This is a genomic window from Streptomyces sp. NRRL WC-3549, assembly GCF_000721935.1.
Classification (GTDB): domain Bacteria; phylum Actinomycetota; class Actinomycetes; order Streptomycetales; family Streptomycetaceae; genus Streptomyces.
In genome coordinates, this window is the sequence record NZ_KL585460.1 from 8,577 (window position 1) to 10,837 (window position 2,261).

Here is a 2,261-nt window from a genome sequence, read left to right on the forward strand (position 1 = left end):
GGCGGCGGGAGCCGGTCGACTTCGGCAACGGCACCCGGATGCCCGCCTACATCGACGACGTCGGCGAACTCATCGGGGACGTGCCGCCCGACGTCCTCCTCTCGCTGGTCTCCGGCGGCATGACCTTCGGACACAGCGACGTCGAGTTGCGCGGCACCGGGCAGGCGCTGGCCGAGATCGGCCGGGTGCTGGCGGAGGGAGGCGACACCGTGCGCCCCGCGCCGCCGGGGAAGGGCCGGTCTACCGGGTCGGCCCTGATGGACGACGTCGCGTACGCGTTCACGCACGAGCCCAAGACGCTGGCCGGGGACGGGCGTGTCTTCCCGTACACGGCGCGGGACGGCGGTGTACGGAAGCTGGCGGTCACCGTGCGCCACTACGGCGACTGGGAGCAGTTCACCGACACGTACGGCAGTCCCGTGAAGGTGGACGGCATGCACCGCTCGGTCGCGGCGGCCGGGCAGAACAAGACCATGCAGTCGGTGACCCAGATGGCGCTGGGCGGGCCCGTCGGGCCGGTGGGGGCGGCGGCGTTCAGCGGTTTCGGACGGATCGGTCTGCGGCTCGGCCGGACCGACCGGGTGGGGTACGGGCAGACCGAGCAGGGGACGACCCAGACGGAGACGCGTTCGCTGGACGGCTCCCGGGTCTATCTGGACCACGTGTACTACGAGCTGCGGGTGACCGACGCGGAGGGCCGGCCCCTGGCCGGCACCGCGCCCGCCCTCCGCGGCTTCGCGGTGCGAAACGGGCTGTCCGTGCGGCTGCCGGACAGTGTGACGAGCACCAAGGCCGTCCCCGGGCGCATCCCCCGCTCCATGGAGCTCGACCGGCGATCGTCCTACCGGCTGGTCAGGACGGAGGGCTTCGGGCCGGTCTCCCGGATGCGGGACTGGGCGGCGCAGGAGATCGGCGTGGCACCGGGCAGCACCGCCTACGGTGAACTGAACTCCTTCTTCTCCTCGTTGAGTTTCCAGCGGCAGAGCCCCGCCCTGTCGCGGGGCCGCGTCACCACCGTGCCGCTGTTCGCCGACGACAAGGCCCGCACGCCCCTGGGTGTCTTCGTCGTCGACGTCGTGCCGGGCCGGGCGACGCTGATCACGGAGACGGCCGACGCCGAGATGCGCGACATCAACACCCTGACCGTGCGCAACGAGCGGAGTCTTCAGAAGACGGCGGCGGTCGGCATCGACGGGGTCGCGGGCCCGGCCTTCAACTTCTTCGACCTGGCGGACAGCACCCTCAATCTCCGGCTCCAGTTCGGCGGGGCGTTCCGCTTTCTCTTCTCGGTGTCGCGCACCGCGGGACTGGGCGGGTCGGGGGCGATCAAGTCGGCCGGCCAGGTCAAGGGCGACCTCACCGGCCTCTATCTGGTCCGCAAGACGGTCCACGTCCAGCTCAGCGGCAGCACCACCCCGCCCCGGCGGTTCCACACGTGGAGCGTGGACCGGATGACCCGTACGGAGGCACGGCGGCTGGCCGGCTGGGACGACGGGCTGCGGCGTGCGCTGCGGACCGGAGCGCCCGAGCCGTTCGCCCCCGCGTACCTGACCCGGGACCGGCCGCACACCCTGGGCATGCACCGGGTGGAGGAGTTCGCCTTCGACGACGGTACGAGAACGGGGCCGCCGGACCCCGCGGGGCAGCGGCGCACCCTTCTGGACACCTTCGCCGACGAGGTGCTGACGGCGCTCGCGGCGGCGTACCCGGGGCTCGTCGCGCGGCTCGACCAGCTGGCGCCGCCGGAGCGCAGGACGTGGCGGGAGCGGACGGCGGCCCGGCCGGCCCCGTTCGGGCCGTCCGCCGGCGCGCGCCCTCTGCCGTCGCGGTGGCGCGACGACGACACGTACCGCACGGCCCTCGCCAACACGCTCGAGGTGCTCACCGCCCTGTCGCACCGGAGCATGGCCGGGAATCTGGAGGCGCTGACCACGACCGGCATCCGGGTCCGCTTCGTCGAGCCGGGCCGGATCGGGCAGGGTCACCGCTACATATGGCTGCGCGGAGAGCTGACCAACCGCCGCTTCGAGGGTGTGCAGGACGACTTCAAGCTGCGCTACAGCTCGGTCGGTGTGGAGCGGGTGGACGGGCAGAAGAGCGCCAAGCGCCTCGGGGAGGCGGGTGTCGAGGGGCTGCTCGCGTTCCGCGACCCGATGGCGGACGACATCGGCGCCCCGCACAACGCGGGCGGGCCGAGCGCCGGTGTGCGCTGGGGGTGGCAGTCCGACGACGAGACCGGCTTCGGCGCGACGGCCACGTAC

Annotated in this window: 1 pseudogene; it reads left to right on the forward strand. The window is 73.0% G+C overall.

Annotated features, from left to right (window positions below):
* Positions 1-2,261 (forward strand): annotated as a pseudogene (locus IH13_RS0135870) (hypothetical protein); the annotation flags it as partial.